The sequence below is a fragment of the Mycobacterium aquaticum genome (assembly GCF_002086485.1).
Taxonomy (GTDB): Bacteria; Actinomycetota; Actinomycetes; order Mycobacteriales; family Mycobacteriaceae; genus Mycobacterium; species Mycobacterium aquaticum.
On record NZ_MVHF01000014.1, the window covers coordinates 22,356 to 45,385 of the forward strand.

General features: G+C 66.7%; 22 protein-coding genes. 10 read left to right on the forward strand and 12 right to left on the reverse strand.

From position 1 onward, the window contains the following. Positions 1–3 precede the first annotated feature (3 nt). The 6 genes from BST13_RS15565 to BST13_RS15590 are packed head-to-tail and all read right to left on the reverse strand — an operon-like array spanning position 4 to position 7,479. Positions 4–2,262 carry an ATP-dependent DNA ligase gene (locus BST13_RS15565; RefSeq protein ID WP_095533565.1) on the reverse strand — a complete coding sequence of 753 codons (2,259 nt, stop codon included), beginning with the start codon at positions 2,260–2,262 and terminating at the stop codon, positions 4–6. A gap of 9 nt (positions 2,263–2,271) precedes the next feature. Beyond that, complete coding sequence (locus BST13_RS15570) at positions 2,272–3,351, reverse strand: ABC transporter ATP-binding protein (RefSeq protein WP_083164931.1); 1,080 nt, start codon at positions 3,349–3,351, stop codon at positions 2,272–2,274. 13 nt (positions 3,352–3,364) lie between these two features. Beyond that, a complete protein-coding gene (locus tag BST13_RS15575; protein WP_083164932.1) occupies positions 3,365–4,231 on the reverse strand; it encodes a carbohydrate ABC transporter permease in 867 nt (288 codons plus the stop codon). Continuing rightward, entirely contained in the window at positions 4,231–5,202 is a 972-nt protein-coding gene (locus BST13_RS15580) for a carbohydrate ABC transporter permease (protein WP_083164933.1), read from the reverse strand. Before BST13_RS15580 ends, BST13_RS15575 begins: the two co-directional genes overlap by 1 nt. Continuing rightward, positions 5,199–6,542 (reverse strand): ABC transporter substrate-binding protein, encoded by a 1,344-nt coding sequence (locus tag BST13_RS15585; protein ID WP_083164934.1) that lies wholly within the window; start codon positions 6,540–6,542, stop codon positions 5,199–5,201. Before BST13_RS15585 ends, BST13_RS15580 begins: the two co-directional genes overlap by 4 nt. A 7-nt stretch (positions 6,543–6,549) precedes the next feature. After that, positions 6,550–7,479: a sugar-binding transcriptional regulator gene (locus tag BST13_RS15590; protein ID WP_083164935.1), complete on the reverse strand. Its 930-nt coding sequence runs from the start codon at positions 7,477–7,479 to the stop codon at positions 6,550–6,552. Positions 7,480–7,545: 66 nt separating this feature from the next. Between BST13_RS15590 and BST13_RS15595 the strand changes: the two genes are divergently transcribed. From BST13_RS15595 to BST13_RS15610, 4 genes are read left to right on the forward strand one after another with little or no spacing between them, the layout of a single operon-like run. Next, positions 7,546–8,967 carry a mannitol dehydrogenase family protein gene (locus BST13_RS15595; RefSeq protein ID WP_083164936.1) on the forward strand — a complete coding sequence of 474 codons (1,422 nt, stop codon included), beginning with the start codon at positions 7,546–7,548 and terminating at the stop codon, positions 8,965–8,967. Continuing rightward, positions 8,964–9,878: a carbohydrate kinase family protein gene (locus BST13_RS15600; RefSeq protein ID WP_083164937.1), complete on the forward strand. Its 915-nt coding sequence runs from the start codon at positions 8,964–8,966 to the stop codon at positions 9,876–9,878. The genes BST13_RS15595 and BST13_RS15600 overlap by 4 nt, the downstream gene beginning before the upstream one ends. A gap of 22 nt (positions 9,879–9,900) precedes the next feature. Beyond that, complete coding sequence (gene ku / locus BST13_RS15605; protein ID WP_083164938.1) at positions 9,901–10,827, forward strand: non-homologous end joining protein Ku; 927 nt, start codon at positions 9,901–9,903, stop codon at positions 10,825–10,827. Between the two features lie 56 nt (positions 10,828–10,883). Continuing rightward, positions 10,884–12,290, forward strand: coding sequence for an FAD-dependent oxidoreductase (locus BST13_RS15610; protein WP_083164939.1), 1,407 nt, complete (start codon positions 10,884–10,886; stop codon positions 12,288–12,290). 7 nt (positions 12,291–12,297) lie between these two features. Here BST13_RS15610 and BST13_RS15615 read toward each other — a convergent pair whose 3' ends face one another. The 5 genes from BST13_RS15615 to BST13_RS15630 all read right to left on the reverse strand — a co-directional run bounded on the left by BST13_RS15615 (position 12,298) and on the right by BST13_RS15630 (position 16,128). Then, positions 12,298–12,768: a glucose-6-phosphate dehydrogenase gene (locus BST13_RS15615; RefSeq protein ID WP_083164940.1), complete on the reverse strand. Its 471-nt coding sequence runs from the start codon at positions 12,766–12,768 to the stop codon at positions 12,298–12,300. A gap of 46 nt (positions 12,769–12,814) precedes the next feature. Continuing rightward, positions 12,815–14,125 (reverse strand): HNH endonuclease signature motif containing protein, encoded by a 1,311-nt coding sequence (locus tag BST13_RS15620; RefSeq protein WP_342744297.1) that lies wholly within the window; start codon positions 14,123–14,125, stop codon positions 12,815–12,817. Between the two features lie 3 nt (positions 14,126–14,128). Then, complete coding sequence (locus tag BST13_RS40320; protein WP_342744298.1) at positions 14,129–14,353, reverse strand: hypothetical protein; 225 nt, start codon at positions 14,351–14,353, stop codon at positions 14,129–14,131. A 50-nt stretch (positions 14,354–14,403) separates the two neighbouring features. After that, the gene (locus BST13_RS15625) at positions 14,404–15,525 is read right to left on the reverse strand and encodes a hypothetical protein (protein WP_211296100.1); all 1,122 of its coding nucleotides are present in this window, start codon (positions 15,523–15,525) and stop codon (positions 14,404–14,406) included. Between the two features lie 186 nt (positions 15,526–15,711). Further along, positions 15,712–16,128, reverse strand: a complete 417-nt coding sequence (locus BST13_RS15630) for a DUF4189 domain-containing protein (protein ID WP_158087155.1) — start codon at positions 16,126–16,128, stop codon at positions 15,712–15,714. A gap of 226 nt (positions 16,129–16,354) precedes the next feature. Here BST13_RS15630 and BST13_RS15635 point away from each other — a divergent pair, with 226 nt between their 5' ends. The 6 genes from BST13_RS15635 to BST13_RS15660 all read left to right on the forward strand — a co-directional run bounded on the left by BST13_RS15635 (position 16,355) and on the right by BST13_RS15660 (position 21,763). Next, positions 16,355–17,146 carry an SDR family oxidoreductase gene (locus BST13_RS15635; protein WP_083165031.1) on the forward strand — a complete coding sequence of 264 codons (792 nt, stop codon included), beginning with the start codon at positions 16,355–16,357 and terminating at the stop codon, positions 17,144–17,146. Between the two features lie 8 nt (positions 17,147–17,154). After that, positions 17,155–18,231 carry an NAD(P)H-dependent amine dehydrogenase family protein gene (locus BST13_RS15640; protein WP_083164942.1) on the forward strand — a complete coding sequence of 359 codons (1,077 nt, stop codon included), beginning with the start codon at positions 17,155–17,157 and terminating at the stop codon, positions 18,229–18,231. A gap of 101 nt (positions 18,232–18,332) precedes the next feature. Beyond that, a complete protein-coding gene (locus BST13_RS15645; RefSeq protein WP_083164943.1) occupies positions 18,333–18,566 on the forward strand; it encodes a hypothetical protein in 234 nt (77 codons plus the stop codon). A 96-nt stretch (positions 18,567–18,662) separates the two neighbouring features. Next, positions 18,663–19,889, forward strand: coding sequence for an Nramp family divalent metal transporter (locus BST13_RS15650; protein WP_083164944.1), 1,227 nt, complete (start codon positions 18,663–18,665; stop codon positions 19,887–19,889). Further along, positions 19,890–20,951, forward strand: coding sequence for a poly-gamma-glutamate hydrolase family protein (locus tag BST13_RS15655; RefSeq protein ID WP_083164945.1), 1,062 nt, complete (start codon positions 19,890–19,892; stop codon positions 20,949–20,951). Next, positions 20,948–21,763, forward strand: a complete 816-nt coding sequence (locus BST13_RS15660) for an LLM class F420-dependent oxidoreductase (RefSeq protein ID WP_083164946.1) — start codon at positions 20,948–20,950, stop codon at positions 21,761–21,763. Before BST13_RS15655 ends, BST13_RS15660 begins: the two co-directional genes overlap by 4 nt. On the opposite strand, the gene BST13_RS15665 is transcribed toward BST13_RS15660, so the two are convergent. After that, positions 21,744–23,009, reverse strand: coding sequence for an APC family permease (locus tag BST13_RS15665; RefSeq protein WP_083164947.1), 1,266 nt, complete (start codon positions 23,007–23,009; stop codon positions 21,744–21,746). The genes BST13_RS15660 and BST13_RS15665 overlap by 20 nt on opposite strands. Positions 23,010–23,030 lie beyond the last annotated feature (21 nt).

Genomic DNA, 23,030 nt, shown 5'->3' on the forward strand with positions numbered 1-23,030 from the left:
CGATCACTCCCACACCACCTCGTCGGGCGTCTTGTCCGGGCGCAGGCCCCGCCAGCTCGGCTGGCGCAGCCGGTTGTCGGACGTGCGCTCGCTGTAGCGCACCTCGGCGACCAACTCGGGCTTCACGAACGTCACCCCTCGCGCGTCGAGCGTGGGAAGCGGTGCGTTGAACGGTGATTCGTCGGTGTGCAGCGGAGCCAGCAGCTTCTTGAGCTTGCCCAGTTCCTTCTCGGTGAAGCCCGTACCGACACGGCCGGCGAAGTGCAGCCCGCCATCGGCCGGAATTCCCAGCATCAGTGCGCCGATACCGCTGCTGCGACCGCCCTCACCTTGACGCCAGCCACCGATCACCACCTCCTGGGTGTTCCAGAACTTGTCCTTGATCCACGACGCCGAGCGCCGACCGGGTTGATAAGTGGTATCGCGCTTCTTGGCGACGACGCCTTCGAATCGCTGTTCGCGGGCGTGGTTCATGGCCTCGGGCCCGTCACCGGGCAGCAGCGGCGGCACGATCAGCCCGCCACCGGCGGCCAGCGCCTCCAGCAGCCGACGGCGATCGGTGTACTTGGCCCGCAACAACGATCGCCCGTCGAGCAGCAGAATGTCGAACGCCCAGAACTCGACGCGGGCGGACCGGGCCCGGTTCTGCATCTCACCGAAACTCGGTACGCCGGCCTCGTCGAGCGCGACGACCTCGCCGTCGAGGATCACGTGATGGTCGGCGAGATCGGCGGCGAGCGCCTGCAGTTGCGGATACTCGCCGGTGACGTCGCGTCCGCTGCGTGAGCGCAGCTGCAGCCGCCCGTGGTCGGCATCGACCAGCAGCCGGTAGCCGTCCCACTTACCTTCGAAAGCCCATTGGGATTCCTTGAGTTTGGCGACGGACCCCTCGGTGGCCAGCATCGGCGCGAAGTCCTGCAACTGCACCCGGGGCTGATCCTTCATCCGGTGCGCGAGCCAGTTCTTGCCTTCGGTCTGGATGAGGGCGTAGCGGCCGTCGAGGCGGCTGCCGCGCAGCGTGAAGATGACCTCGCCGTTCTTGGCAGCGGGATCGTCGTTGACGCGGAACTTCTCGGCCTCATAGGTTCCGGTGTCCCAGATGATCATGTTGCCCGCGCCGTACTCCCCTTTCGGGATGGTGCCGTGGAAGTCCAGATACTCGATGGGATGGTCCTCGGTGTGCACCGCAAGATGATTGACGGACGTCGTCTCGGGCAGGTTCTTGGGGACGGCCCAGCTCACCAGCACGCCGTCGCGTTCCAGCCGCAGGTCGTAGTGCAGGCGGCGGGCGTGGTGCTCCTGGATCACGAATCGGTCGTTGTTGCCGGTCGGGACAACGCTTTTGGGCACCGGCTCCGGCGTCTTCGCCGCATCGCGCATGCTGCGGTAGGTGGTGAGTTTGTCGGCCACGGGGGCGTCGACGTCGAGCCCGGCGAGCAGGTCACCGTCGCGTGAAACCCGCTGCAGCACTTCGTCGAATCGCAGATGCCGTAAATCCGGGTCACCGACCTCGTCCCAGGTGCGGGGCGCGGCGACCGTCGGATACTCCCGGCCCCGCAGCGAATACGGGGCGATGGTGGTCTTGGCGGCGTTGTTCTGGCTCCAGTCCAGGAACACCTTGCCTGCTCGCAGGCTCTTGGTCATGGTGGCCGTCACCTGTTGCGGCATGGCGTGCTCCAGCTGCTGGGCCACCCGCCGCGCGAGCACCGACGCCCCCTGCGAGCTGACCGGATCGGCCAGCGGCACATACAGATGCAGGCCCTTGCTGCCGCTGGTCAGCGGGTACGTCGTCAAGCCGATGTCACTCATCAGCTCACGCACCGCCTGGGCCACCTCGCACAGCTGCGGCATGGTGACCCCTTCGCCGGGATCGAGGTCGAACACGATCCGCGTCGCGGGCCCCACCTCACCGTGGTCGAATCGCCATTGCGGGACATGCACTTCCAACGCGGCCTGCTGCGCGATCCAGGCCAGCCCCTCACGGGTGTCGATGACCGGGTAGGTCGTCGTTCCGGACTTGTGCACGATGGTGCCGCGCGCCAGCCAATCCGGCGCCGACGATGCGAGTTGCTTCTCGAAAAACGACGCCTCGTCGACCCCGTTGGGCCAGCGCTTGCGGGTCACCGGCCGGCCCGCCATGTGCGGCAGCATGACCTCGGCGATGCTGAGGTAGTAGTCGAACACCTCGGCTTTGGTGGTGCCGGTGGCGGGATAGAGCACCTTGTCGGGGTTCGTCAGCCGAACCCGTTCGTAGCGCTCCATCACCCCAGGCTAGATGCGAGCCCCCGTCTGCGGGTGGAACAGGTGCACGACGCCGTCGGGATGCTTGCGCAACCGTACGGTCTCGGCCAGCTTCGGCGCGGTGCGCGGGTTGCACCGGGCGACCAGCTCCACACCCGAGCCCGAACCCGCGTGCGTGTAGACGTAGGCCTCGCTGCCGAGATCCTCGACCAGGTCGACCACCACCTCGATGCCGCCGGAGTCGACGATCTCCAGTTGCTCGGGCCGGATGCCGATGGTGACCTCGGGCAGACCGTTCAACCGGGTGAGCTGTTCGCGCTCGAGCTCCAGCGTCGAACTCTCGCTCACCTGCACACCGTCGGCGACGACAGGCAGTTTGACCAGGTTCATCGCGGGCGATCCGATGAAGCCGGCGACGAATTCGTTGACCGGCTTGTCGTAGAGCTCCGACGGTGAAGCGAACTGCTGCAACTTCCCGTTGCGCAGCACCGCAACCCGGTCCCCCATCGTCATGGCCTCCACCTGGTCGTGGGTGACGTAGACGGTGGTGGTACCCAACCGGCGCTGCAGCGCGGCGATCTGGGTGCGGGTCTGCACCCGCAGCTTGGCGTCCAGGTTCGACAGCGGCTCGTCCATGCAGAACACCTGCGGCTCCCGCACGATGGCACGCCCCATGGCGACGCGCTGCCGTTGACCACCGGAGAGCTTAGCGGGCTTGCGGTCCAGGAACGGCTCCAGGTCAAGGAGTTTCGCGGCTTCCTCGACTTTGCGGCGCCGCTCGTCGGCGGGCACACCACGCAGCTTCAGGGCGAAGCCCATGTTCTCGGCGACGGTCTTGGTCGGGTACAGCGCGTAGTTCTGGAACACCATCGCGATGTCGCGGTCCTTGGACGGCACGCCCGTCATGTCCTTGCCGCCGATCTCGATGGCGCCCTCGTCGATGTCCTCCAGCCCGGCCAGCATCCGCAGCGCGGTGCTCTTCCCGGATCCGGACGGGCCGACGAGCACCACGAACTCGCCGTCGGCGATGTCGAGGTTCAGCGAGTCGACCGCGAGCTTGTCCGAGCCCTCGTAGATGCACGAGGCGTTGCGGTAAGTGATTGCAGCCATTTGTTTTAACTCCCTACTTGATGGCGCCGAAGGACAGACCACGAACCAGCTTGTTCTGCGCGATCCAGCCCGCGAGAACCACCGGAAGCGCGGCCATCGTCGCCGCCGCGCACAGCTTGGCCCAGTACAGGCCCTCACCCGCGATGAAGCCGACCAGGAACACCGGCATGGTCTGGGCTTGCACCGCAGTGAGATTCACCGCGAAGAAGAACTCGTTCCAGGCGAAGATCACGCAGATCAGTGCCGTGGCCGCGATTCCGGGTGAGACGAGCGGCAGGATCACCTCCCGCACCGAGCGCCAGGTGCTGGCGCCGTCGAGGCTCGCGGCCTCCAAGAGTTCACCGGGCACCTCCAGGAAGAAGGACCGCATCATCCATACCGCGATCGGCAGGTTCATCGAGGTGTACAGGATGATCAGTGCCCAGATGTTGTCCAGCAGACCGATGTTCGACACGATCACGTACAGCGGGATGATCGCCGCGACGATCGGCAGCATCTTGGTGCTCATGAAGAAGAACAGCGCGTCCTGGGTTTTGCGCACCGGTTTGAGGGACAGCGCGAAGGCGGCCGGGATACCCAGGGCCAGCACCAGGACCGTGGACACCGTGGTGGCGTAGAGGGAGTTCAGCAGGCTGGTCCCGACGCCGTTGGCGAACACCGCCTTGAACTCGTCGAGGGTCGGCACGAAGAAGATCTTCGGCGTTGTGGTGTAGGCGTCGACCTCCTGTTTGAAGGCGGTCAGCACCATCCAGAACACCGGGAAGAAGAATCCCAAGCCGACGATCCAGGCCACCACGCCCCACGGATCGAACTTGCGCCGCTTGACTTTTCCGTTGTTGGCCGCCGTTTCCGGCGTCGCGCTCGTCGTGACGGTACTCATCAGGCCGCCTCCTCCTTGCCCGTGAACGATTTGAAGATCAATCGCAGTGCGAAGCTCGCGATGATCATCGTGAAGATCACGACGATCACGCCCATCGCGGCGGCCTGGCCGATGTCGAAGCCCAGGAACGCGCGCTGGTAGATGTAGAACGGCAGGTTCGCACTCGCGGTACCCGGCCCGCCCTGGGTCATCATGTAGATGGCGTCGAAGGTGTTGACCAGGTAGATCGCCCCGAGCACGGTGCCCAGTTCGATGAACCGCCGCAGATGCGGCAACGTCAGTTCACGGAACAGTTGGAACGCACCGGCTCCGTCGACCCGGCCGGCTTCCAGGATGTCGCGCGGCATGGACTGCAGGCCCGCGAGGATCAGCAGCATCATGAACGGGGTCCACTGCCACACCAGGGCGATGATGATCGAGGTCAGCGGGAATTGGCTGACCCAGTCGACGTGTTTGAGCCCCAGCGGGGACAGCACCCAGTTGATGATGCCGAACACCGGGTCGAGCATCGCGGTCTTCCACATCAGTGCTCCCGCAACGGGTGTCACGAGGAACGGGGTGATGAGCAGCGTGCGCACGATGCCGCGGCCGAGGAACACCCGGTCCAGCAGCAGTGCCAGGGCCAGCCCGATGATCACCGAGAGCAGCACGGTCGCGACGATGATGACCACCGTGTTGATCGCCACCTGCCAGAAGGTGCCGTCCTTGATGACGTCGAGGTAGTTCTGCAGCCCGACGAAGTGCCGGGAGCCCGGCCGAACCAGGTTCCACGACAGGGTCGAGTAGTACAGCGTGAACAGGAATGGGATCTGGGTGACGATGATCATGAAGATCAGCGCAGGCAGCAGAGGCCCGCGGCGGCGCCAACCCTCGGCCCGCGACACTCCCGGATCCTGCTTCTCTTTGATCCGTGCGACGTGCTCGGCCTCGGTCAGCGAATCGGCTTCGGCCGGTAACTGACTGGTTGTCATGGCTTCTCCTGGTAGGTCTTGCCGACGACTTCTGCGTACTTCTGTGACTGTTCGAGCGCGTCGGCGACGGACTTCTGGCCGGCGATCGCCGCGCTGATCTGCTGGCTCACCCGGGTTCCCAGGTCCTGGAATTCCGGGATGGCCAGGAACTGCACCCCGGTGTAGGGCACCGGTTGCACGGTCGGCTTGGCGGGAGTGGCGCCCTCGATCGAGTCGAGTGTCACCTGGCCGAATGCCTTTGCCGCTTCCTTATATTGAGGAATCTGGTAGGTCGAGAGCCGGCTGCCCGGTGGTACCCGTGCCCAGCCCAACTGCTCGCCGACCAGCTTGATGTAGTTCTGGTCGGTCATCCAGGAGATGAATTTCCATGCGGCGTCGGGCTTGTCGCTGCTCTTGGGGATTCCCAGCGCCCAGGTGTAGAGCCATCCGGAGTTGGGCTTCTCGACCGTCGGCGCCATCGCGTAGCCGACCTTGCCGACCACCTTCGAGGACGCGGGGTCCTCCAGCACCGAAACCGCCGACGTCGCGTCGTACCACATCGCGGCCCGGCCTTGGGCGAACTGTGTGGCGCATTCGCCGAAACCGCTTGTCGCGGCGCCGGGTTCGCCGTGGTTGCGGACCAGGTCGACGTAGAAGTTGACGGCCTTCTCCACCTCGGGGCTGGTGAGCTGGGCGTTCCATTTCTCGTCGTACCAGCGGCCGCCGAAGGTGTTGATGACGGTGTCCAGCGGGGCCAGCACCTCACCCCAGCCGGGCTTGCCGCGCAGGCAGATGCCGACCATGTCCTGGCTGTCGAGTTTGGCCGCGGCGTCGGCGACCTGCTGCCAGGTCGGGTTGTGCGGCATCTCGATCCCGGCCTGCTCGAACAGGTCCTTGCGGTACATCAGGAACGAGGATTCGCCGTAGAACGGCACCGCATACATGTTGCCCTTGTACGACAGCGACTCGCGCAGCGACGGGATGAAGTCGTTCTCGTCATAGCCCGGAGTGTTGCGTGCGTAGTCGGAAAGGTTGACCAGCCAGCCGTTTTCGGCCCATTGCGGGGCTTCGTAGTTGCTGATCATCACGACGTCGAATTCGCCGCCACCCATCGCCGTCGACGCGGTGATCTTGGCCCGGGCCTGGTTCTCCGACAGCGTGACGAACCGCAGTTTGATGTCGGGGTTGGCGGCCTCGAACCGGTTGGCCAGCGAGCGGGCGTCGGTCATCTGGGAGTTCGACACCATCGCGATCGTCACGGTCTGATCGGTGGCGCCGAGCGACCCGGCCCCGGCACAACCTGCCGTCAGGGCCAGCCCGGCCGCCGCGACGACCGCGGCCAGCTTCCTTGCGAATCTCATGGCAACCTCATTTCTGCGCCAACAACCAACGGGCGCAATCGATATCGCATACCAACAGCCGGGCCAGCTTGCCGCGCAGGGCACCGAGGATGGCCTGGTACTTGCCGGCGCCGCCGGAGACCAGGATGGTTTTCTCGCACGTGCGGATGTCTTCCAGCGGCACCGACATCGCGCGCTGCTGCAGTTCGTGGTGAACGGGCTCACCATGGGCGTTGAAGAAGCGACCGCCGATCTCGCCGACGGCGCCCTGGGAGACGAGTTCGTCGAGCATCCGGATGTCCAGGAAGCTGCCCTCGAACAGCGTCGTGGAGGTCGATACCGCGCCAACCCCGAACAGCATGGTGTCGGCGCTCCGGCCGGCGTCGAGCGTGCGCGAGATGACCGAATCCCCGCGCATCGAGACCACGGTCGCCGGGTCGGCGTAGAGCGGGGCGGGCAGCCGGAAGGTCTCGGCGCGCAGAGTGTCCGCGCACCGCGTCAGGATCTGCTCGATGCCGGTCTGATACGCGGCGGTGGACATGGCGCCGTCGAGCTGAACCACCGCACGGCAACTCGCCACGCCCGGCACCAGCGCGCTCGCGACACTGACCTGCTCTGGGCCCCAGGTGAAACCGAGTACGTCGGCGGCGGCGATGCGCCGCATCAGCAGGGCGGCGCCGGCCCGTCCGGCGTTGGCCGCGACCACCGCCTCGGTGAGCCCGAAGCGCCGTTCGAGTTCGCGTTCCTCGTCGGCGTGCAGGTCTTCGCTCAGGCCGGGAGGAACCACGACCTCGACGCGCACCAGGCCGTTGGCCTTGGCCTTGGCGACCAGGCGCCCTGCGGTCGGGCGGGAGACCCCGAGCCGTGCTGCGATCTCGGCCTGGGTGAGGCCGTCGAGGTAATACAGCGAGGCCGCACGCAGAGCGAGTCGTAGATCCTCTGGTGTCGGTGCAGACACTGGACCTCACTTCCCGATAGTGTGAGCAGATGCTCATGGGTGCGAGTAGATGCTCATCACGCTAACATGACAGATGTGACGCACACAACATCCGCTACGCAAAAGCCCACCGCGGCGCGCCCCAACTACCACCGCGACCAGGTACAGGTCGGCATCGTGCACTTCGGCGTCGGCGGGTTCCATCGCGCACATCAGGCGATGTACATCGACCGGCTGCTGCAGAAGGGTTTGGCCACCGAATGGGGCATCTGCGGCGTCGGAGTGTTGCCGTCGGACCGCAAGATGGCCAACGTCATGGCCGCCCAGGACGGGCTCTACACCCTGATGCTGGTGCACCCCGACGGCACCCGCGAGGCCCGCGTGATCGGATCCATCGTCGACTACCGCTACGCCCCCGACGATCCCGAAGGTGTCGTCGAACTCCTGGCCGGCCCGTCCACCCGGATCATCTCGTTGACCATCACCGAGGGTGGCTACAATCTGGACTCCGTGTCGCCCGACGAGGTCAACGTATTCGGTCTGGTGACCGACGCGTTGGCGCTGCGGCGCGACCGTGGCATTCCCGCACCGACCATCGTGTCGTGCGACAACATCGAGGGCAACGGCGACATGGCGCGGCACACGTTCACCACCTACGCCGACCGGGTCCATCCGGGCCTCGGCGAATGGATCAGCACCCATACGCGCTTCCCCAACGCGATGGTGGACCGCATCACCCCGGTCACCACGCCCGAGGTCATCGAGACGGTGCACTCGGAGTTCGGCATCAACGATCAGTGGCCGGTGGTGGCCGAGCCGTTCACGTCCTGGGTGCTGGAGGATTCATTCTCCGACGGCCGTCCTCCGTTGGAGGAGGCCGGCGTGCTCATGGTCGACGATGTGACGCCCTACGAGCTGATGAAGCTGCGGCTGCTCAATGCCGGTCATCAGGCGCTCTGCTACTTCGGCTACCTCGCCGGGTACCGCCTGGTGCACGACGCGGCCGCCGACCCGCTGTTCGCCGAATTCCTGTTGGACTACATGGATTCCGAGGGCACACCGACACTCGAGCCCGTCCCGGGCATCGACCTCGACGACTACAAGCGCACGCTGATCGAGCGTTTCGCCAACCCCGGCGTGCGCGACACCATCGTGCGGTTGTGCTTCGGCTCGTCGGACCGGATCCCGAAGTGGCTGCTACCGGTCATCCGGGAGAACCTGAGGACCGGTGCGCCGATTCGCCTGTCGGCGGCCGTGGTGGCCAGCTGGGCGCGCTACGCCGAGGGCGTCGACGAACAAGGCGAACCGATCAACGTCGAGGACGCCCTGGCGGAGACGCTCGTACCGCTGGCCCGGTCGCAGCGCGAGAACCCGACCGCCTTCATCGAATACACCCCCTTGTTCGGCGACCTCGCGTCCGAGCCCCGGTTCGTCGAGGCCTATCTGTGGGCGCTGGATTCCCTGCATCGCGTCGGCGCCCGAGCCACTCTGGAGGCATTGCGATCATGAACCGAGCTCTCGTCATCGGCGAAGCACTGGTGGACATCGTCAAGCGAGGCGGCGCCATCACCAGCGAGCACGTCGGCGGCAGCCCACTCAACGTGGCACTCGGGCTGGCCCGGCTGGGCCGCGACGTCGACTTCCTCACCCACATCGCCGACGATCCCCACGGCCGACGCATCGCTGAGTACGCCAAAGCCGTTGGGGTCGACCTCGTTTCGGGCAGCATGACCGCGAAACGCACCCCCACGGCGCAGGTCACCCTCAAGAACGGCTCGCCGAGCTACACCTTCGACCTGGAGTGGCAACTCTCCGGCACAGCCGAGGTGGGTCCCCCGCTGGTCGCGCACACCGGTTCCATCGCCGCGGTGCTGGAGCCCGGGTGCCGGGCGGTGGCCGCGCTGCTCGACGCGTACCACCTGTCGGCCACCATCACATTCGATCCGAACGTGCGGCCGGTTTTGATCACCGATGAGGACGCGGCGCGGGGCCGTATCGAACGCCTCGTGGAACACTCCGACATCGTCAAGGTCAGCGATGAGGACCTGCGCTGGATCGACAAGCGGAGCTCCCCGGAGAAGATCGCGCGCGCCTGGCTGTCCATGGGTCCCTCGATCGTCGCGGTGACCGAGGGCCCCGAAGGTGCGTTCGCGTTGTGCGAGGCGGGAATGGTGCGGGTGCCCTCCCGGGCGGTCGAGGTGGTGGACACCGTGGGAGCCGGCGACGCGTTCATGGCCGGGCTCATCGACGCCCTTTGGGAACAGGGCCTGCTGGGCGCCGACAAGCGCCGCCACCTGCGCGCGATCAGCCCCGACGCACTGGAAGACGCCCTCATCCGGGCCTCGCGCGCATCGGCCTGGACGGTCGCTCGAGCAGGTGCCGACCTGCCCGATCGCGACGCGTTGAGCCATCCCGGGTAGCCCTGTGGGCCATACTGGGCAAATGCGATCCATCTGGAAGGGTTCGATCGCCTTCGGCCTGGTGAACGTACCGGTCAAGGTCTACAGCGCGACCGAGGACCACGACATCAAGTTCCATCAGGTGCACGCCAAGGACAACGGGCGCATCCGATACAAGCGGGTATGCGAGGTGTGCGGCGAGGTCGTCGAATTCCGGGACATCAACAAGGCCTATGAATCCGACGACGGGCAGATGGTGGTGATCACCGACGAGGACATCGCCACCCTGCCCGAGGAACGCAGCCGCGAGATCGAAGTGGTCGAGTTCATCCCGGCCGAACAGCTCGACCCACTGATGTACGACAAGAGCTACTTCCTCGAGCCCGATTCCAAGTCCTCCAAGTCCTATGTGCTGCTGGCCAAGACTCTCGCCGAGACCGAGCGCGTGGCCATCGTGCACTTCTCGCTGCGCAACAAGACCCGGCTCGCGGCGTTGCGGGTCAAGGATTTCTCCAAGCGCAACGTGATGGTGATCCATACCCTGCTGTGGCCAGACGAGATCCGCGACCCCGATTTCCCGGTGCTGGACAAGGACGTCGAGATCAAGCCCGCCGAACTGAAGATGGCAGGCCAGGTGGTCGAGTCGATGACCGACGACTTCCACCCCGATCAGTTCCGCGACGACTACCAGGCTCAGCTCTACGAGCTGGTACAGGCGAAACTCGAAGGCGGCGAGGCATTCTCGGTCGAGGAGCAGCCGGCAGATCTCGATGAGACCGAGGATGTCTCCGACCTGCTCGCCAAGCTCGAGGCCTCGGTGAAGGCCCGCAAGGGCGGCGGTTCGGCCAAGTCGGACAAGGACTCCGACGAAGACTCCGATGACGCAGAGGCCAAGCCCGCCAGGAAGGCACCGGCGAAAAAGGCTGCCGCCAAAAAGGCTCCAGCGAAGAAGGCCGCCGCGAAGAAGTAAGTAGGGTAGTCGCCTACCCTAGGCCCGCCCTTCCGTACGACCCGACAATGCCAGCCATGGCAAAGCTGGGCGAGCACGCACTGGTCCTGGGTGGAAGCATCAGCGGTCTGCTGGCCGCCCGGGTGCTCTCGGACTTCTACGACACGGTCACCGTCGTCGAACGCGACGAGCTGTCGGCGACACCGAGCAACCGTCGAGGCGTTCCGCAGGGCCGGCATGTCCACGCCCTGCTGGCCCGCGGCGCCCAGACGGTCGGCGAGTTCTTTCCCGGCATCCTCGACGAACTCGCGGCCGCGGGCGCGCCGGTATGGGACGACGGCGATCTGTCGCGCTTCTACATTTCCTACGGCGGGCACCTCATGCGGCGCATCGGCCAGGCCCCGGGCACGCCGGCCGACTACAAAGAACTGGCGCTGTACCAGCCGAGCAGGCCGCTACTGGAATGCCATGTGCGTCGTCGACTGCAGGCCATGGGCAACGTGACGATCCGCGACGGCCACGACGTCTCCGAGCTGACCGCGACCGCGGATGGTTCTCGCGTCACCGGCGCGCGCATCGCCGACCACAACGGCGGAGACGAAGAGCAGATCACCGCCGATTTCGTCATGGACGCGCGAGGCCGCGGCGCACACACCCCGGCCTGCCTGGAACGGCTCGGCTACGGACGTCCTCCCGAGGACCGCATCGTCATGCACACCACCTACGTCAGCCAGACACTGAAGATCCCGCCGGGCACCCTCGAGGAGATGCTGATCATCATCGGTCCCGTACCGGGCCGGCCCGCCGGCATGTTCCTGTTCCGCTATGAGGAAGACGTGTGGATCTTCACGGTGTTCGGGATGGTCGGCCGCGAGCCACCCCGCGACCTGCCCGGCATGCTGGCCTACGCCGACGAGTTCGCTCCCCCGCGACTCGTGGCTGCCGCGCGGGCCGGTGAGCCGATCAGCCCGGTGGTGCAGCATCGGCTCCCGTCCAGCCAGTGGCGGCGCTACGACCGCATGCAGCGATTCCCCGCGGGCCTGCTCGTGTGCGGCGACGCGATGTGTAGCTTCAACCCGATCTACGGGCAGGGCATGTCGGTGGCAGCCATGGACGCGGTGGCACTGCGGGAAGCGTTGCGTGGCGGCACCACGGACCTGTCGCGCCGCTATTTCAGAGCCGCCGCGAAATCGATCGGCGTGGCGTGGAACCTGGCGGCGGGGTCAGATCTGGCATTCCCCGAGGTCGAAGGACACCGCACGCCGTCGATGCGGGTGGCCAACCGATTCGTGCAGCGGGTACTGACGGCCTGCGAGACCGACGCCGACGTGCATGCGCAATTCTTCAAGGTCACCGGTTTGGTAGATGCGCCCACCCGCTTGTTCCACCCGGCCTTCCTCTACCGGGTCGCCAGAGCCAACGTGCGCGGCCAGCAACACAATTCGCGGTCGAAGCAGGCCGACCTGGCGCGGGTGGGCGATTGATCCCGCGTCAGGCGACGCGCACGTCCACCCGCAGGGTCTCGAACTCGTCGAGGATCCGGCGCAACGCGGCATCCATCGGATGCGCGGCTTCGAGATCGTGGCTGCACCTCCGATCGACGGCAACGACTTCACCGGATTGCAGTGGGGTGTCTTCGACCCGATCGATGAACGCGTCGAACAACCCGGACGGCGTGGCGAGGTAGTGCAATCGATGACCCGCATCGTCGAAATTCGCGGCGTACATCAGGCCGCACTGGGTGATCACGAAGCACTCCGAGGTCATGCCGGTGCCGGCGGACTCAGCCCTGCTCCACACCAATGCGGCGTGGCGCGCCTCGGCAACCCGGTCCTGGACGTCGTCACTCGAGGCCAGTAACTGGTGCACGAGCCGTCTACCCACGTGCGGATACACGTCGACCGCGCGGGTGAAGTACCGCCGGAAGACATCGCCGAAAAGGTCATAGGGCTGATCGTTCATAGCGCCTCCCGTATCGGACGGATGCCTCAATTGTGCGCCCGAATCGTCAGCCGGGCGGCGGTTTGGCCCGCTCGGCGAGATGGGCTTCATTGCGCGCGCGTTCGGCCCGGATCTGGCGGGCCCACTGGGCGGCTCGCGTGCGTTTTCGGCGGGGCATCATGACCCCGCGATCGGTGGTTGCCGATGCGGCGGCGGCCGGCGCCAACTCCGCAGTCGTGGTATTCCAGTGCGGGAAGAACAATTGACTGCCCGGTCGGCTGGTATAGCTCAGACCGCTCGGCGTGGTCCACACGACGCTGCCGTCGGGCAGTTGACGGTCGGACCAGCCCGCCCAGAAAGTTTTCAAAAGATGATGAATCCTGCACAAACACTTGGTGTTTGACGCATGGGTGCATCCGTCGGGGTACGGCGTGGTGTGGTCGATGTCGCAGAACTCGGCGGGCCGCTCACACCCCGGGAACATGCATGTCATATCCCTCATGCGGACGAACGCGGCCAGTTTCGCCGACGGTCGATACCGTGGTTCGGGCTCATCACACGGCATTGTGAGTTCGCGGACTTTCGCCCCGTTGGCGATCAGTTCTGCCAGCAATGGCGTGGGTACCACGCCACCGTCGAGTAGGACCGCTGTCGGTTTCTTCTTGGGCTTCCGTTCATCCATCTGCTCTAGCGGGACAGGCGCACCGCCATGGTCGCCGGACGCATCAGGTTCGTCATCCGAGGTCACCTGCTCGCGTGGGATCGGAATAGTGTCGTGATCCCCGGACAGGTAGGGATCAGGCTCAGCCTCTAACGCTGCCTTGTCGGCCAACACATAGACGACAGTGTTGGCGCCACGGGCGTCAGGCGCACTGGCCGGGCAGTCGGTATTGCCGCACTGACAGCGCAGCCTGTCCCCGAGGACAGCGATCACGCCCATCGCGTCGGACCGGAGTTGGCCGGCGGTACGGGGATCGTCCGCGCACACGCCACTGAGCACATACTTCATGCGCTTTTTCAATGCCGCGCCGTCGGCGACGAGCAGCCGACCCCACAGTGACACGGTCCCGCTCTCGTCATCGGGCTTACCCAGGCCCACATCGCGGGCGCGGACGGCTTCGCGTAGCCGACGGAGCGCGCCCGGGTCGTACCGTTCGATCAGGGTGTCGATGGCTTGTTCGAGTTTGTCCGCCGACATCGGACCCCACTCGGTGACGCGCTGGACCAACTCCTCGTCGATCAGCCGCAGGGCCTCGTCGTCCAGTACCAGCAGCGCGCGCCAGGTGATCGTCGCGATCAGCCGGGAGCTGACCCGCCCTTCGTCGAACAAGGCGGCCATCCGGGGAAACCGGTCGCCGAGCGCGACCGCGATGCGCATCTCCTACGATGCGGCGCGGTGTGCGATGCCCATCGCGGCCGCGATCTCGGCGGCCGCGGCGTCCCAGTAGTCGCACGCCCAATGCAAAAGCTCGTCGTCCTGCTCGGCAACCCGGCGATTGACCATCTCGGCAATCAGCCGTAATCGGCGGGAATCAGCGGCTGCCGCCGCTCGCGTTTCCCGCTCGATCTCCGCGACAAGTCCCGCGTCGCCGAGTTCCTCGAACATACATTCGATTGTACACCCTTCCACTGACTCGAGCTCTCGGCAGATCGACGCTACCCGTCTGCCCGAATGCCGCTTCCCACAATCGATTCGGTGCCCTCGTCCCAACGCCAAGCCACGTTGTGTCCGGACAGGTGCACGCCGCCGATCCATCGGTCGACGCCGTTGAGCGTGACGTGGTCGTCCTCGCCGGCCAGCACACGCCGCCCGGCATCGGTGATGCGTACTGCCGTATCACTATTGACGCGAACGGAATCCACGTCCAGCAGCGGCACGGGAGCAGTCGCCAGCCGCTGGATCGCCGCGTAGCCCCAGCCATCACCTAGGAACCTGCGCGCCTCCCGGGCATTCGCCCGCACAAACGCGGTTGCCGCATCGGATGCACCTTCGGCGGTCGCGGCCAGCAGGCGACGTTCGGTGAGCGACAGCCCGTCGCGTGTCGACGGGTACTCGCGGCTCAGCCTTTCGAACGCCTCGCCGAGGAAACGCAGTTCCCCCGAACGGGTTTCAGCGATGTTACCCAGTGCGGTCGGCGTGGGCGCCCGAAATGCCGCCCATGCCCGAGTGGCAAGCTGCAGAGCCGACGTGGTCAACCGTGCACACGCATTGGTGCCGGGCAGCGCGCGCAACTGCTCGGCACCCAACTCCCCGAGCCCACCGAAGCGGGCGATTCCGGCGTGTTCACCGATGCAGATCAGGGTGATCCGCTCGGCATCCACGTCCAGCTCGGCCAACCGGTCCAAGATCTGGATGATCTGCAGCTGATCGACAAGATCAGCCTCGAACCACAACACGTACTGTCCCTCGCGGTTGGCCGCCAGCACGTTGTCGCGCTCGACGAATGTCGAACCGATGGCAGCGAAGTCTTCGTCGAGGGCATCTGCCAGGAACGCGGCTCGAATCCGGCTCAGTTCTTCGGCGGCGACGGCCGGGACGGGGCCCTCGTGCAGGACATCGCGCCAGTAGAGGATGTGGCGCGCAAGCCCGGTACCCGCCAGGTCGGTGGCGTCCCCGTTGCTCACATGCAGCGCGTCGGCCATCCCGGCAGCGTTCAGCAGTGGAGCGATTTCATCGGATACCTTGGCGAGCAACGCATTACGTGCGCTCACATACGATTCGCCGGTCTTGCTCATCCGCGCGCGGACACGGCGTTTGAAGTCAGCTTGCTTGGTCATGGCATCTCCCGCAGCCGCCGGTCGGGCCCCCAGCGACCGGTACGACGGCCGAACGGTAGATGTCGGTTGTCCCAGCCGAGAGGTGGACCTCCCTTTGCCTCCTGAGGGAACCCTGCTGGGGCGGGTTGCCGGAGGTTGGGCGCGACCGGGCGCCGGCGCCAGCGTACAACACCCCGCCCGGTGCGGTCAGCCGTTGCAGTCGCGCAGCTCGATCGTCGAGCCCGGCCCGGCCCCGTCCAGCGCTGCCGCGTCGGCGCCGTCCTGGAAAAGCGCGACGCCGCCAGCGAACCGTTCGCCGTCGCCGCTCGCCGCGATCGCGAGACAGCCCAGTCCCGATGTCAGCACCTGGCAGTCGTTCGTCTTGCCCAACACGTCGCACCACAAGACGGCCGCGTCCTCCGCCTCCTGACGGGTCTTGTAGTTGAGTCGCAGCACTTCCTGCCCGGTCGACGAGGACGCCGCAGCCGCGCCCCAACACCCGGGCTCGCATTCGAAGTCGACGTCGGCCCGCGCCACCGGGGATCCGACGGCGACGACACCGACCGACAACCCCGCGGCGACGAGTGCCCACACAGTCGGTGTGACACTGTGAATGGTCTTCATGTCGCAATCCCTGGTTCGCTGCATCTATTGCGCCACGGCGGCGCGCCTGCGGGTAGTAGACCGTGCCCGGATTGCTACCGATCCCAACAAACGTCGGCTCACCGCCCGCGTCCGCGCGGGACACCGCACGCCGCATCGAGAGCCAATTAGAACGTGTTACAGAAAGCCGCCCTGCGGGTCATTCGACACTGCTACGGTGACGCCGGTAGACGAACAGGAGCGCAGCGTGATTCTGGACAGATTCCGACTCGACGACAAAGTTGCGATCGTCACCGGAGCAGGCCGCGGCCTGGGTGCGGCCATCGCCGTCGCCTTCGCCGAAGCAGGCGCCGACGTGGTCATCGCGTCCCGCACGCAATCTCAACTCGACGAGGTGGCCGAGCAGATTCGAAGCATCGGGCGCAAGGCGCATGTGGTGGCCGCCGACCTGGCCCACCCCGAGTCCACCGCCGAACTCGCGGCCGCCGCAACGAGTGCATTCGGAAAACTAGACATCGTCGTCAACAACGTCGGCGGCACCATGCCCGCGCCGCTGATCAACACCTCCACCCAAGCCCTGCGCGACGCGTTCACGTTCAACGTTTCGACCGCGCATGCACTCACCGCGGCCGCGGTGCCGCTGATGCTCGAACACTCCGGCGGCGGCAGCATCATCAACATCACCTCGACCATGGGGCGGCTGGCCGGGCGTGGGTTCGTCGCGTACGGCACCGCCAAGGCTGCCCTGGCGCACTACACCCGGCTGGCGGCGCTCGACCTGTGCCCACGCATCCGGGTCAACGCCATCGCGCCCGGCTCGATCCTCACCTCGGCGCTGGACATCGTCGCGAGCAACGACGCCCTGCGCGAGCCGATGGAGAAGGTGACGCCGATGCGCCGGCTCGGCGATCCGGAGGACATCGCCGCCGCCGCAGTGTATTTGGCCTCGCCCGCGGGCAGCTACCTGACCGGCAAGATCCTTGAGGTCGACGGCGGCATCACCTACCCGAACCTCGACCTGCCCATCCCCGACCTGTAAGGAGCACCGTGAGCATTCGCGTCGCAGCGATCGGCACCGGCAACGTCGGCCGCCACGCGCTGACCCAGTTGATCACCAATCCGGCCTACGAGCTTACCGCGGTCTGGGTGTCCTCGCCGAGCAAGGCCGGCAAGGACGCCGGAGAGCTTGCGGGGCTTGATGTTTCGACGGGCGTCGTGGCGACCACCGATCTCGACGAGGTGCTGGCCGCCAAGCCGGAGTGTGCCGTGTACACCGCGATGGCCGACAACCGCCTGCCCGAAGCGCTGGAGGATTACCGACGCATCCTGGCCGCCGGAGTCAATATCGTCGGCAGCTCGGCGGTGTTCCTGCAATATCCATGGCAGGTGCTGCCCGCCGAGCTCGTCGAGCCCATCGAGCGGGCCGCGCAGGAGGGTGGTTCATCCCTCTTCATCAACGGCATCGACCCGGGGTTCGCCAACGACCTTCTGCCCCTTGCCCTTGCCGGGACCTGCCAGAGTATCGAGCAGATCCGTTGCATGGAGATCGTCGACTACGCCACATACGACAGCGCGACCGTGATGTTCGACGTGATGGGCTTCGGCAAGCCGCTGGACGAGACGCCGATGCTGCTGCAGCCGGGCGTGCTCAGCCTGGCCTGGGGCTCGGTGGTGCGCCAGCTGGCCGCTGGGTTGGGAATCGAGCTCGACGAAGTCACCGAGACCCACGTACGGGAGCCGGCGCCCGAGGATTTCGACATCGCGTCGGGTCACATCCCGAAAGGTACGACCGCCGCGATGCGGTTCGAGGTGCGCGGCATGGTCGACGGCCGCGCCGCCGTGGTGCTCGAGCACGTCACGCGGCTACGCGACGATCTGTGCCCGAGCTGGCCTCAACCCGCCCAGGAGGGCGGCTCGTACCGCATCGAGCTGACCGGTGAACCGTCGTACGCGCTGGATCTATGCCTGAGCAGCCCGAACGGCGACCACAACCACGCGGGCCTGGTGGCCACGGCCGCCCGCGTCGTGAACGCGATCCCGGCGGTCGTCGCGGCGGCGCCCGGGATCCGCACGACGCTCGATTTGCCATTGGTGACGGGCAAGGGCCTGTACGCCGCCGGGTGAACCGCTGCCGGGCATGTTTCCGTGGCGCGACGTGTTTGACTTTCTGTGAGTCTCCCGAGGGGTCCCTCGGCGTACGCTTGACTCACCGATCGGAGCAGGTCATGAGTGGGTGTGCGCGGCATCTCGGATCACTTCTCGCAGCCGCAGGCGTGGGCGTGGCGATGCTGACCGCAGCGCCGGCCGGAGCCGTTCCCAAGTGCATCAACACCACTCCGACCACCACGCAGTGCCAGACCAACGGAAGCACCCAGATCGTCACGACGCCGCCGGCAACCAACTTCTCGCCGGGCTGGGGCTGGGGCATTGGCCTGGGCGGCTTCTCGATCGTCTGGTGACGTGACCACAACCACAGCGATCCACTGGTTTAAATGCGAAAGTTTCGGTTAACCTAACTTTCCTATTCGAGAAACCGGATTGGAAGCTGGGGTCAGTTGCTGCAGGACGTCACGGCACGCAAGCGGTCGAGTTGGTTGCTGCTCGGCCCGGCGTTCGTCGCCGCGATCGCCTACGTCGACCCGGGCAATGTCGCCGCCAACATCAGCGCCGGCTCGCAGTTCGGCTACCTGCTGGTGTGGGTGATCGTCCTGGCCAACGCCATGGCGGGCCTGGTGCAGTACCTGTCGGCCAAACTCGGGCTGGTCACGGGCCGCTCGCTGCCCGAGACCGTCGCCGACCACACCCACAACCGCGGACGCATCGCGTACTGGCTGCAGGCCGAACTGGTCGCCGTGGCAACCGATATCGCCGAGGTCGTGGGTGGCGCGATCGCCCTGCAACTGCTGTTCAAGCTGCCGCTTCTGATGGGCGGGGTGATCACCGGCGGCGTCTCGCTACTGCTGCTGGCGGTACAGGACCGGCGCGGGCAGGGAATGTTCGAGCGGGTCATCACCGGCATGCTGCTGGTCATCGCGATCGGATTCTTGACCAGCCTGTTCGTCGAGACACCGCCGCCAGGGGCGGTCGCCGAGGGCCTGATCCCCCGTTTTCACGGCGTGGAGAGCCTGCTGCTCGCCACCGCCATGCTGGGCGCAACGGTCATGCCGCACGCCGTCTATCTGCACTCCGGGTTGGCCCGTGACCGCCACGGCCATCCCGAGATCGGTGAGCGCCGACGCCTGCTGCTGCGCATGACCCGGTACGACGTCGGGCTGGCCATGGTGGTGGCCGGCGCGGTGAATCTCGCCATGCTGCTGGTCGCCGCGACCAACCTGCAGGGCCGCAACGACACCGATTCGATCGAGGGCGCCCACGCCGCGGTGCAGGACGCGCTGGGCCCGACGGTCGCGCTGCTGTTCGCGATCGGGCTGCTCGCCTCGGGGCTCGCCTCCACCTCGGTCGGCGCGTACGCGGGCGCGATGATCATGCAGGGCCTCCTGCGACGTCACTATCCGTTGCTGCTGCGACGGTTGATCACTCTCGTTCCCGCACTTGCCGTGCTGGCCATCGGCGTCGACCCCAGCCGCGCGCTGGTGCTCTCGCAGGTGGTCCTATCGTTCGGGATACCGTTCGCGCTGATCCCGCTGGTCCGCTTCACCAGCGACAAAGCGCTGATGGGCGACGACACCAACCACCGAGTGACCACCATCCTGGGCTGGACGGTCGCGGCAACCATTACCGTGCTGAACGTGGTTCTGATTTATCTCACCGTCACCGGCTGAATGCGGCACCCGTACTTCGCCTACGGCTCCAATCTGTGCGTGTCACAGATGGCCGCCCGCTGCCCGGGCGCGCTCGACCCCCGGCCGGCTCGCCTCGACGGCCATGACTGGCTGATCAACGAACGCGGCGTCGCCACGGTGGAACCGTTCGACGGATCCGCGGTGCACGGCGTGCTGTGGCACGTGACAGACCATGATCTGGCCGTGCTGGACAGCGCCGAGGGCGTGCCCGTGCGCTACCGCCGGGACCGGCTGACGGTGCACACCATCGACGGCCCCACGTCGGCGTGGGTCTACATCGACCACCGCGTCAAACCCGGCCCACCCCGGCCCGGATACCTCGAGCGCATCATCGCCGGCGCCATCCATCACGAACTCCCGGCGCACTGGATCAAGTTCCTGCGGCGCTGGGACCCGGCAGGGTGGACGCAGCCCACATCATTGACGAACATCACTGAGCCACAGTCACTCTCGGAACTCCTCGAGGTTCCCGGCATCGATGAGCGCAGTGAGCTGCGGTCCCGCTTCGGTTTTCTGGCCATCCACGGCGGCGGGCTGGAGCAGATGACCGATGTGATCGCCGAGCGCGCCGCAGCCGCAGCCGCAGCGTCGGTGTATGTGGTGCGCCACCCTGACGGCTATCCGCACCACCTGCCCTCCGCGCACTATCTGGCGAACGAATCCGCCTGCCTCACAGCGTTTCTCGAACATGTCGATGCGGTGATCTCATTACACGGCTACGGCCGGATCGGGCGAAGCACCCAGTTGCTCGCCGGCGGCTCGGACCGCGTACTCGCCCGGCATGTGGCAAGCCACATCGCAATCCCGGGCTACCAGGTGATCACCGACTTGGCGTCCATCCCCCGCGAACTGCGTGGCCTGCATCCGGACAATCCGGTGAACCGGGTGCGGGGCGTGCAGCTGGAACTGCCGCCGCGGGTGCGTGGCCTGAGCCCGCGCAGTCCACTGCCCGCCGACGACGGGATCTCGCCGGTGACGGCCGCACTCATCGACGGCCTGTCCGCCGCCGCGCGGAATTGGCGGTTACCCTCGGGCAAGTGACCCGCAACTTCCGCTTCGGCGTCAGCCTGCGCGCCGCCAAGACGCACAGCCAGGTCGCCGATTCCGCCCGCCGCGCCGAGGATCAGGGCTTCGACATCCTTCACGTGCCCGACCACCTCGGCGCACCAGCCCCGTTCCCGACGTTGATGACCGCTGCCAACGCGACCAGCACGCTGCGGGTGGGAACTTTCGTGTTCAACGTGTGCTTCTACAAGCCGGCGCTGCTTGCCCGTGACATCGAGGCGCTGCGCGACCTGTCCGGAGGACGGTTCGACGCCGGACTCGGCGCCGGTTATGTGCGAGAGGAGTTCGAGGCCGCCGAGTTGCCGTTCCCCAGTGCGCGAGAACGGATCGACTACCTGCGGCACATGACGACGTACGTCACCGAGCATGTGCCCGACGTGCCGATCCTGATCGCCGGCAACGGTGACCGGCTGCTGACGGTGGCCGCCGAGACCGCCGACATCATCGGTCTCACGGGCGGCTCGCACGTCGACGGCGATCCGCTCAAGGAACGAATCGACTTTGTACGCAACGCAGCTGGGCCCCGCTTCGACGACCTCGAACTCAACATCGCCATCACTGCGATGCCCACAGCCGGATCCGAACTGCCCGATCTGAGCATCCCCCGCCGCTTCCTGCCCGACCTCACCGACGAGCAGTTGCTGCGCCATCCCGGTGTGCTGTCGGGGTCGGTCACCGCGATCGCCGACCGGCTGCGGGAGCTCCGCGAAACCTACGGCATCAGCTACTTCATCGTGCAGGCCGCTCACGCCGAACAGTTCACGAAGGTCATCGCCGAGCTGAGGTGATTCGCCCGCGGATGCCGTAGGCCAGTGCGCCGACGGCCAGCACCGCGAGCCCGGCCAGCACCGACACCAGCGGCAGGGCGAACGCGATGACGACACAGCCGAGCAGGCCGACGACCGGAATGAGCCGCAGCGGCCGTCCCTCGGCCCGCGTCAGCGTCCACGCGGAAGCGTTGGCCACGGCGTAGTAGACCAGCACCGCGAACGACGAAAATCCGATCGCACCGCGGATGTCGACCGTGGCGGCCACGACGGCAACCACCAGACCGACCGCCAGCTCGGCCCGGTGCGGCACCCCGAACCTTGGATGCACGGCCGCGAGTGCGCCGGGCAGATGACGGTCACGGGCCATGGCAAGCGTCGTGCGCGACACACCCAAGATCAGTGCGAGCAGCGAACCCACCGCCGCCACCACCGCCCCGGCCCGCACCACCGGCGTCAGCCAGCCGGCACCGGCAGCCTGCACGATCTCTGCCAGCGGCGCGGCGGACTGGGCCAGCCGGTCCGGCCCCAGCACTCCCAGCGCGGCGACCGCGACGAGCGCGTAGACCACCAGCGTGATCGCCAACGCGGTCGGGATGGCCCGCGGGATGGTGCGGGCCGGGTCTCGCACCTCCTCCCCCAGCGTTGCGATGCGGGCATACCCGGCGAACGCAAAGAACAGCAACCCCGCTGCCTGCAGGATGCCGGCCACCGAGCCGCTCGACGGCGCCCACCCTGACACCTCGAAGTCCTTGCTGCTGAACGCGGTTAGCACCACCGCGGCCAGTACCGCCAAGACCACGGCCACGATCAGCCGGGTCAGCCACGCCGACTTCTGCACACCCAGGTAGTTCACCGCGGTCAACGCCACCACGGCGGCGACCGCCACGGCGTGCGCGTGAGCGGGCCAGGCATAGAACCCCACCGTCAACGCCATCGCAGCGCACGATGCGGTCTTGCCGACGACAAACCCCCAGCCGGCCAGGTAACCCCAGAACGGGCCCAGCCGCTGCCGCCCATAGACGTACGTGCCTCCGGAGGCCGGATACCGCGCGGCCAGACGTGCCGACGATGTGGCATTGCAGTACGCGACGACCGCGGCCAGCGCGAGCCCGACCAACAATGCCGCCCCGGCGGCCCGGGCGGCTGGAGCCAAGGCGACGAAGATCCCCGCGCCGATCATCGAGCCCAACCCGATGATCACCGCATCGAACACGCCCAGCTGCCGGCGCAGCCCCTCGGTCGCGGGCTTGGACCTATCGGACATTGACGGTCCGGACGCCTACGT

What these genes read in the sequence shown, in the direction of transcription:
- BST13_RS15565 (WP_095533565.1), bottom strand. Translation starts at nt 2,262, where the DNA reads ATGGAGCGCTACGAACGGGTTCGGCTGACGAACCCCGACAAGGTGCTC.
- BST13_RS15570 (WP_083164931.1), bottom strand. Translation starts at nt 3,351, where the DNA reads ATGGCTGCAATCACTTACCGCAACGCCTCGTGCATCTACGAGGGCTCG.
- BST13_RS15575 (WP_083164932.1), bottom strand. Translation starts at nt 4,231, where the DNA reads ATGAGTACCGTCACGACGAGCGCGACGCCGGAAACGGCGGCCAACAAC.
- BST13_RS15580 (WP_083164933.1), bottom strand. Translation starts at nt 5,202, where the DNA reads ATGACAACCAGTCAGTTACCGGCCGAAGCCGATTCGCTGACCGAGGCC.
- BST13_RS15585 (WP_083164934.1), bottom strand. Translation starts at nt 6,542, where the DNA reads ATGAGATTCGCAAGGAAGCTGGCCGCGGTCGTCGCGGCGGCCGGGCTG.
- BST13_RS15595 (WP_083164936.1), top strand. Translation starts at nt 7,546, where the DNA reads ATGACAGATGTGACGCACACAACATCCGCTACGCAAAAGCCCACCGCG.
- BST13_RS15600 (WP_083164937.1), top strand. Translation starts at nt 8,964, where the DNA reads ATGAACCGAGCTCTCGTCATCGGCGAAGCACTGGTGGACATCGTCAAG.
- ku (WP_083164938.1), top strand. Translation starts at nt 9,901, where the DNA reads ATGCGATCCATCTGGAAGGGTTCGATCGCCTTCGGCCTGGTGAACGTA.
- BST13_RS15610 (WP_083164939.1), top strand. Translation starts at nt 10,884, where the DNA reads ATGGCAAAGCTGGGCGAGCACGCACTGGTCCTGGGTGGAAGCATCAGC.
- BST13_RS15615 (WP_083164940.1), bottom strand. Translation starts at nt 12,768, where the DNA reads ATGAACGATCAGCCCTATGACCTTTTCGGCGATGTCTTCCGGCGGTAC.
- BST13_RS15620 (WP_342744297.1), bottom strand. Translation starts at nt 14,125, where the DNA reads ATGCGCATCGCGGTCGCGCTCGGCGACCGGTTTCCCCGGATGGCCGCC.
- BST13_RS40320 (WP_342744298.1), bottom strand. Translation starts at nt 14,353, where the DNA reads ATGTTCGAGGAACTCGGCGACGCGGGACTTGTCGCGGAGATCGAGCGG.
- BST13_RS15625 (WP_211296100.1), bottom strand. Translation starts at nt 15,525, where the DNA reads ATGACCAAGCAAGCTGACTTCAAACGCCGTGTCCGCGCGCGGATGAGC.
- BST13_RS15630 (WP_158087155.1), bottom strand. Translation starts at nt 16,128, where the DNA reads ATGAAGACCATTCACAGTGTCACACCGACTGTGTGGGCACTCGTCGCC.
- BST13_RS15645 (WP_083164943.1), top strand. Translation starts at nt 18,333, where the DNA reads ATGAGTGGGTGTGCGCGGCATCTCGGATCACTTCTCGCAGCCGCAGGC.
- BST13_RS15655 (WP_083164945.1), top strand. Translation starts at nt 19,890, where the DNA reads ATGCGGCACCCGTACTTCGCCTACGGCTCCAATCTGTGCGTGTCACAG.
- BST13_RS15665 (WP_083164947.1), bottom strand. Translation starts at nt 23,009, where the DNA reads ATGTCCGATAGGTCCAAGCCCGCGACCGAGGGGCTGCGCCGGCAGCTG.